5 protein-coding genes and 4 pseudogenes are annotated in these 7,106 nt (G+C 71.5%); 5 read left to right on the top strand and 4 right to left on the bottom strand.

Annotation, left to right across the window (positions count from 1 at the left end; translation table 11 throughout):
* Nucleotides 1-372: pseudogene (locus I53_RS01385) on the top strand (alkaline phosphatase family protein); the annotation flags it as partial.
* A 211-nt stretch (nucleotides 373-583) separates the two neighbouring features.
* Here the strand turns inward: I53_RS01385 and I53_RS01380 are convergent.
* The 3 genes from I53_RS01380 to I53_RS01370 form a co-directional block, all read right to left on the bottom strand.
* A complete protein-coding gene (locus I53_RS01380; RefSeq protein WP_026604676.1) occupies nucleotides 584-862 on the bottom strand; it encodes a DUF2312 domain-containing protein in 279 nt (92 codons plus the stop codon).
* Nucleotides 863-978: 116 nt separating this feature from the next.
* A complete protein-coding gene (locus I53_RS01375) occupies nucleotides 979-1,287 on the bottom strand; it encodes a DUF1244 domain-containing protein (protein WP_043345880.1) in 309 nt (102 codons plus the stop codon).
* A 62-nt stretch (nucleotides 1,288-1,349) separates the two neighbouring features.
* Nucleotides 1,350-2,114, bottom strand: coding sequence for an N-formylglutamate amidohydrolase (locus I53_RS01370; protein WP_043345878.1), 765 nt, complete (start codon nucleotides 2,112-2,114; stop codon nucleotides 1,350-1,352).
* 178 nt (nucleotides 2,115-2,292) lie between these two features.
* On the opposite strand from I53_RS01370, the pseudogene I53_RS36045 reads away from it, so the two are divergent.
* The 4 genes and pseudogenes from I53_RS36045 to pyk form a co-directional block, all read left to right on the top strand.
* Nucleotides 2,293-3,238 (top strand): annotated as a pseudogene (locus tag I53_RS36045) (glycerate kinase); the annotation flags it as partial.
* Nucleotides 3,239-3,454: 216 nt separating this feature from the next.
* A pseudogene (locus tag I53_RS36040) lies at nucleotides 3,455-3,829 on the top strand (MOFRL family protein); the annotation flags it as partial.
* On the top strand, nucleotides 3,795-4,277 hold the full coding sequence (locus I53_RS01355; RefSeq protein ID WP_075381519.1) for a DUF1036 domain-containing protein: 483 nt from the start codon (nucleotides 3,795-3,797) through the stop codon (nucleotides 4,275-4,277). The pseudogene I53_RS36040 and the gene I53_RS01355, both read left to right, overlap by 35 nt.
* A 113-nt stretch (nucleotides 4,278-4,390) precedes the next feature.
* Nucleotides 4,391-5,826 (top strand): annotated as a pseudogene (gene pyk / locus I53_RS01350) (pyruvate kinase).
* A 155-nt stretch (nucleotides 5,827-5,981) separates the two neighbouring features.
* On the opposite strand, the gene I53_RS01345 reads toward pyk, so the two are convergent.
* Nucleotides 5,982-6,998 carry an alpha/beta fold hydrolase gene (locus tag I53_RS01345; RefSeq protein ID WP_043345875.1) on the bottom strand — a complete coding sequence of 339 codons (1,017 nt, stop codon included), beginning with the start codon at nucleotides 6,996-6,998 and terminating at the stop codon, nucleotides 5,982-5,984.
* Between the last annotated feature and the right edge of the window lie 108 nt (nucleotides 6,999-7,106).

The raw sequence follows: 7,106 nt of genomic DNA, 5'->3' as shown, positions 1-7,106 counted from the left end.
CACGGCAGCTTCTCCCGCGCCGATACCCGCAACGTCATGGGCGCGGCAGGGCCGAGCTTCCGGGCGGGCCTCGCGAGCGCGGTGCCGGCGAGCAATGCCGACCTCGGCAAGACCATCGCCCAGCTCCTGGGCCTCACGATTCCCGGCAAGGGCCGGCTGGTCGGCCGCGTCCTGACCGAGGCGTTGGCCAATGGCAGCACGCCGACCTTCGCCCGGGCGGAGCTGCGCTCGGAGCCGGACGCCGCCGGCCACGTGACGGCGCTCGCCTACCAGACGGTGGGCGAGATCCGCTATTTCGATGCCGCCGGATATCCCGGCCGCACCCTCGGCCTCGACAGTCCTGCCGTGTCGGCCGCCGCGGAGGCGCACTGAGCGTCGCATCGTCCGGCCCGCGGGGCGGAGCGCAGGGAAAGCAGTCCAACCCACGCCCCTCGTCCCGAGAGACCCGCGTCCGCGGGCTTCGAAGGCGATCTCCAGAGAGCACGGCGCTCCCTGGTCTGCTCCGTCGAGACCCCCGCTGGGCTGCAGGCCCTCAGGCCAAGGATGGCGCGGACGGGTGGGCGTGCGTTGCCGCCTGGTCCGACTACGCCATGCCGAGGGCCTGCATGTAGAGCTCGAGGATCGCCTCCTGCTCCTGGCGCTCGCTGTGATCCTGCTTGCGGATGCGGAGGATCGTGCGGACGGCCTTCGCGTCGAAGCCCCGGCCCTTCAGCTCGGCGAACACCTCTTTGATGTCGCCCATGATGCCGGCCTTTTCCTCCTCGAGGCGCTCCAGGCGCTCGATGAACTGCTTCAGCTCGTCGGCGGCTACGCCCTCGGCCGACGAGACGTCGCCGCCGGGCCGCTGCGCGGCGGTGGGCATCGAATGGGCGTTCATGGGGCTCTCCCGAATGCACGGCGCGGTTGCGCCCTGGACCCGTGGTTAATGGGCCGGCCTTACTGGAAGCTTAGCCGATTCGCTGCCTGCCGGCCGCCGCCTCAATGCTCCTTGGCCTGCGACGCCGCGAAGCCCGCCTGCTGCTGCGGGGTTGCCTCGGTCTGGAAGCGCGCCTTCCACTCGGCGTAAGGCATCCCGTAGACGGCCTCGCGGCTCTCGTCCTTGGTCAGCGGCACGCTTGTCTCATCGGCGGCGTCCTTGAGCCAGTTCGACAGGCAGTTCCGGCAGAAGCCCGCCAGATTCATCAGGTCGATGTTCTGCACGTCCGTCCGATTGCGCAGATGCGCGACGAGGCGGCGGAACACCGCGGCTTCGAGTTCCGTCTGGGTCCGGGGATCGATCGCGCTCATCGGTGGCAACTCTCTTCAGGTCGGGCGGCCCGCTCCCGATTTCGGGAGCGGCCGGACGGAGATCAAGCCGCGAGGAGCGGGCGAAGGATGCGGGCGAAGCGCGCGGCCCACTCGGCCTGTCCGTCCGCGCCGGCAATCAGATCCTGGCGGATCTCCACGAGGGCGTTGGCGAGGCCCCGCGCGGTGGCGTGACGGTCGATCGTGTCGCCCGGCAGGCCGCCGCCATACGGCTGGTTGTCGCCGACGGTCAGCCCGGCGGGATCCGCCTCCAGCGCGCGGATGAGGGGGCGGGCAAAGCGCTCGTCCCCGTCGTACAGGATGCCGACCTGCCAGGGCCGCGCGATGCCGCGCCAGTAGGGCGTGAAGCTGTGCAGGGTCAGGAGCACGGGCGGACGGCCGGCCGCCGCGGCGGCGGTGATCGCGTCGTCGATGGCCGCGTCGAACGGGGCGTAGAACCGGGCGATCCGCGCCTGCTTGCCGGCCTCGTCGATCCGGGCGTTGCCAGGAACCACGGCGCCGTCTGACAGGCGCATCACCAGCGTCGGGTCGGCGCGCCCGCGATTCGGGTCGATGATCAGCCGCGAGAAGTTCGTGAGGATCGCCGGGGCCCCGAGCTGCGCCGCGAGGCTCCGCGTCACCGCCGCCGCGCCGATATCGTAAGCGATGTGCCGGGCGTATTCCGACTCCGGCAAACCGAGCTCGATATCCGGCGGCACGAAATTCGAGGCGTGATCGCAGGCGATGACGAGGCCGCAGGCGGGGTCGCCGGGGATGATCTCGCAGGGATGCGCGGGCGGGAGGGCCGTTTCTGTCTCCGGACGGGTCACGGGGCTCCGAGGTCTTCAGATCTGTGCGAGGGCGCGGATGGCGCTTGCCGTCGCGCGGCCGCTCGGGCAGATCACCTATCAAGGATCGTGCGCTCACGGCAAGAAACGGGCCCGCCGCCCAGGGAAGAAACGGGCGGGGAGTGTGCGACACAAACAAGAGAGGAGCCCGTTCGACGCCATGACCGAGACCGTTCCGCCCGTCGCCGATGCGGCCATCCGGGATCAGCGCGCGCTCCTCGACTCGATTCTCACGGCCGCGATCCGCGCCGCCCATCCGGATCTCTGCCTGCCGCCCCACCTGCCGGAGCCGAGCCCCGGCCGTCTGATCATCCTGGCGGCCGGCAAGGCCGCCGGCAGCATGAGCGCCGTGGCGAGCCGGTTCTACCGCCGGCAGCATGGACTCGGCGACGACCGGATCGTCGGCCTCGCAGTGGCCCGCCACGGCTACGGCCAGGACGCGCCGGGCATCCACATGGTCGAGGCGGGCCATCCGGTGCCCGACGAGGCCGGCATCTCGGCGACCCGGGAGGCCCTGCGGCTCGCCACCGAGGCGGGGCCGGACGACGAGGTTTTGGTCCTGCTGTCGGGCGGTGGCTCGGCCAACTGGATCGCCCCGGCCGGCGACCTGACGCTCGTCGAGAAGCAGGCGATCACCCGGGCGATGCTCCGCTCCGGCGCGCCGATCGGCGAGATCAACACGGTGCGCAAGCACATCTCGCGGATCAAGGGCGGACGCCTCGCCCTCGCGGCCCGCAACGCCCGGCGCATCCTGACGCTGGCGATCTCCGACGTGCCGTTCGACGATCCGGCGGTGATCGCGTCGGGCCCGACGGTGCCCGATCCGTCCACGCTCGCCGATGCCCGCGCCATCTGTGAGAAGCGCGGCATCCCGCTGCCCGAGGAGGCTTCGCGGCTCCTCAACGACCCGAACAACGAGACGCCGAAGGCCGGCGACCCCGCCTTCGCCCGCGCCGAGTACCGGATCATCGCCCGGCCGATCGACGCCCTGAATGCCGCCGCCGAGGCCGCCCGCGCGGCCGGCTACGAGCCGATCCTGCTCGGCGCCGATCTCGAAGGCGAGGCCCGCGAAGTCGCGGCCGAGCACGCGGCCGAAGCCCAGCGCCTCAGGCCGAGGGGCGGCGCGTGGCGCTGATCTCCCGCGGGGAGCTCCAGTCCCGATCCCGGTGAGGCCATGGCGGCCGGAACCAGAAATACCCCTGGCGCTGGCGGTGCCTTTGGACGGGAGCCCGGAATTTCGGAATCAGTGCCAATACGAGGGGACCAAAGGGGCCGGGGCCTCGCCACCAGTCGCGGCCGAGCACGCGGCCGAGGCCAAGCGCCTCAAGGCCGAGGGCCGGCGCGTGGCGCTGATCTCCGGCGGCGAGCTCACAGTCACGATCCGCGGTGAGGGCCATGGCGGCCCGAACCAGGAATACGCCCTGGCGCTGGCGGTGGCCTTGGACGGCGAGCCCGGCATCTTCGGCATCAGTGCCGATACCGACGGGACCGACGGCGGCCGGGGCCTCGCCACCGACCCGGCGGGCGGCCTCGTCGATCCGACGACCCTGGAGCGGGCCCGGGCCGCCGGCCTCGACCCGGCCGCGATGCTGGAGCAGAACGACTCCACCGCGTTCTTCGCGGCCCTCGGCGACCTTGTGAACCCCGGTCCGACCTGTACCAATGTCAACGACTGCCGCATCATCCTCGTCAACTAGGTCGCGCGTCTCGGCGGCTCAGCTCCTCCCGGCAGTCACGGTCCTCGGCCTCGCGCTCCTCGGCGCGAGCCCCGCCCGGGCGGATCTGCGCCTGTGCAACCAGACCGCCAGCAAGGTCGGGATCTCGCTGGGCTATCGCGACCCGCAGGGCTGGGTGACGGAGGGCTGGTGGGATCTGGCGCCGAAGGCCTGCGAGACGCTTCTCAAGGGCGCGCTGGCGGCGCGGTTCTACTACGTGTTCGCAGTCGACTACACGCGCGGCGGCGAGTGGAGCGGCCGCTCGCTGATGTGCACCCGTGATTCGGAATTCACGATCCGCGGGATCGAGGATTGTCTCGCCCGCGGCTACGACCGGAACGGCTTCTTCGAAGTCGATACCGGCGAGCAGAAGAGCTGGACCATCCAGCTCACCGATCCCAACCGGGCCGAGGCGCCGGCAAAACCGTAACGTGAAGGCGGCGGCCTTGACGCTGTCCGGCGCGGGATGCTCACACCCGTGGCCAAACCCTTGAACCGGCGGCGCTTCACGCTGCACGGCAACGAATAACCGGAGGAATACGCTTGAAACGGTCACGCCGCACGAAGATCGTCGCCACCCTGGGCCCGGCCTCCGATTCGCCGGAGATGATCGAGCGGCTGTTCCGCGCGGGCGTCGACGTGTTCCGGCTCAACATGAGCCACCTGCCGCGCGAGAAGCTGCCCGAGAAGGTGGAGGCGATCCGCACCATCGAGCGGGAGGCCAAGCGGCCGATCGGCATCCTGGTCGACCTGCAGGGGCCGAAGCTTCGGCTCGGCACCTTCGCGGAGGGGGCCGCGATGATCGAGGCCGGCGCCACCTTCGTGCTCGACGGCGATCCGACGCCGGGCGATGCCGCCCGCTGCCACCTGCCGCATCCCGAGATCCTCGAGGCGCTGGAGCCGGGCCACGCCATCCTGCTCGATGACGGCAAGCTCCGGTTGACGGTGGTCGAGACCTCGCACAACCGCGCCGTGACCCGCGTCGAGGTCGGCGGCCGGATCTCGAACCGGAAGGGCGTATCCCTGCCGCATACGGTGATCCCGGTCCCGGCGATGACCGACAAGGACCGGGCGGACCTCGATGCCGGCCTGAACGCGGGCGCCGACTGGATCGCCGTCTCGTTCGTCCAGCGGCCCGAGGACGTGGCCGAGGTGAAGAAGGTCTGCGCCGGCCGTGCCCTGGTGATGGCCAAGATCGAGAAGCCGCAGGCGCTGGCGCGCCTCGACGAGATCATCGAGATCTCCGACGGCCTGATGGTCGCCCGCGGCGATCTCGGCGTGGAGATGCCCCTGGAGCAGGTCCCGGGGGTGCAGAAGCGCATCACCCGCGGCGCCCGGCGCTACGGCAAGCCGGTGGTCGTGGCCACCCAGATGCTCGAATCGATGATCACGGCTCCGGTCCCGACCCGCGCCGAGGTCTCGGACGTCGCCACGGCGGTCTACGAGGGGGCGGATGCCGTGATGCTCTCTGCGGAGAGCGCCTCGGGGGCCCACCCGATCGGGGCCGTGGAGACCATGAACCGCATCGCCGAGCAGGTGGAGCGGGACGCGATCTACTGGTCGATCATCAGGGCGCAGAGCGCGACCCCCGACGAGACGGCCGCCGATGCCATCGCGGCGGCGGCCCACCAGATGGTCGATGCCCTGAACCTCGACGCGATCATGGCCTGGACCAATTCCGGCTCCACGGCGCTCCGCCTGTCGCGCGAGCGCCCGACGCCACCGTGATCGCGCTGACACCCCGGCGCGAGACGGCGCGGCGCCTCGCCCTGGCCTGGGCACGCAACCCGATCGTCACCAAGGATGCCAGCGACGTGGACGACATGTCCTTCCGCGCCGCCAAGTTCGCCGTACGCGAGAAGTTTGCCGCGGTGGGCGACCGGGTGATCGTCGTCGCCGGCCTGCCGTTCGGCACGCCGGGCGCCACCAACCTCGTGCGGCTGACCTTCATCACCCGCGAGCACGCCGAGAAGGCGTGAGGCGGCAGGCCTCCAGCGCTGCCGGCATCCCGATTGCGATCGGGATGCCGGCCGCCGACGCGGCGGGAACTTGCGCGGACAGCAATTCTCAAAACCGGGCTTGCCACCGTTGCCCCGGGACGACGCGGACGGACGTGTCCTGATCGGCCCGCGGTTCAATGCGCGACGGCTGGTTCCGAACCGGTCGCGCTGGTCGCCGCGGCCAGCCGGATAATCTCCTCCGTGACCCGCTCGGCGGCGACATACTGGAGCATGTGGCCGATGCCCGGCAGCAGCACGAGCCGCGCCCCCGGGATCGCCCGCGCGAGCGGCACCGCCTGCGCGTCGGCGCGGACGATCGGGTCGGCCTCGCCGGAGATCACCAGGGTCGGGATGTGGATCCTGCCGTAGCGCGGGCTCTGCGCCGCGAGGGCTCGCGACAGGCCGAGCAGATCCTGGACGTTGGCGAGCAGCGTCTCCGGTCGCAGAACCAGGTCGGATCTGGCCAAGTCCGGATAATCCGCTTGCGCGGGCTGCGGCTTGAAGACCCGGCGCGCCGCCTCGGGCAGGAACCGCCGGGCGATCGGCGGTCCGATCGTCCGGCTGAGCACCCACGCCACCGGGGGCTTTATGGCGAACCGCCAGTACCACGGCAGATCCGGCATCCGGTCCGGCATGGGCATCGCCACAGGCGCGGCGAGGGCGAGGGCGGAAACCCGCTCCGGGTGATCCAGGGCGAGGGCCAAAGCGAGGGCGCCGGCCCAGGAATGACCGAACACCACCGCCGGCCCGACGCCCATGCGGTTCAGCGCTTCCGCGATCATCCCGGCCTGCACGGAGGGTGCCGCGGCGTCGCCGCCGGCAATCCGGTCGCTCCATCCGAATCCCGGCCGGTCGAAGGCGATCACCCGGAAGCCCTGCGCGGCGAGGCGGCGGCCGATCCCCTCCATGGGATCCGACGCGTTGGCCGAGGCCCCGTGCAGGAGGACGACGGGCGGCCCGTTCGCCGGGCCGTCCTGCAGGGTCGCGAGCCGCCCGCCGGTGATCGTCACGAACGGACCCGCGGGCGGGTTGGCCGCGCCGACCCGGAGCGTGATCACCAGCGCCGCCAGGGCCCCGATCGCCAGAACGAGGCCGGCGAGGGCGAAGGGCAGGGCAAGGAGGGTCAGGAGGACGGCGATCACCCGGGTCACAGGTCGCGGCCGTCGACCTCCGGGGTGAGGCGGTTGATCGCCTCGCCGACCTTCTCCATCTGCGGGTAGAGCGCCTTCGCCCGCCGGAACGCTGCCAGCGCACGCGCC

This window comes from Methylobacterium sp. B1 (genome assembly GCF_000333255.1).
Classification (GTDB): Bacteria; Pseudomonadota; Alphaproteobacteria; order Rhizobiales; family Beijerinckiaceae; genus Methylobacterium; species Methylobacterium fujisawaense.
This window is presented reverse-complemented; position numbering and strand designations above follow the sequence as displayed.

Bases quoted from the DNA above. Each gene is read 5' to 3' on its own strand.
- I53_RS01380 (WP_026604676.1), bottom strand. From the start codon at position 862: ATGCCCACCGCCGCGCAGCGGCCCGGCGGCGACGTCTCGTCGGCCGAG.
- I53_RS01375 (WP_043345880.1), bottom strand. From the start codon at position 1,287: ATGAGCGCGATCGATCCCCGGACCCAGACGGAACTCGAAGCCGCGGTG.
- I53_RS01355 (WP_075381519.1), top strand. From the start codon at position 3,795: ATGTCAACGACTGCCGCATCATCCTCGTCAACTAGGTCGCGCGTCTCG.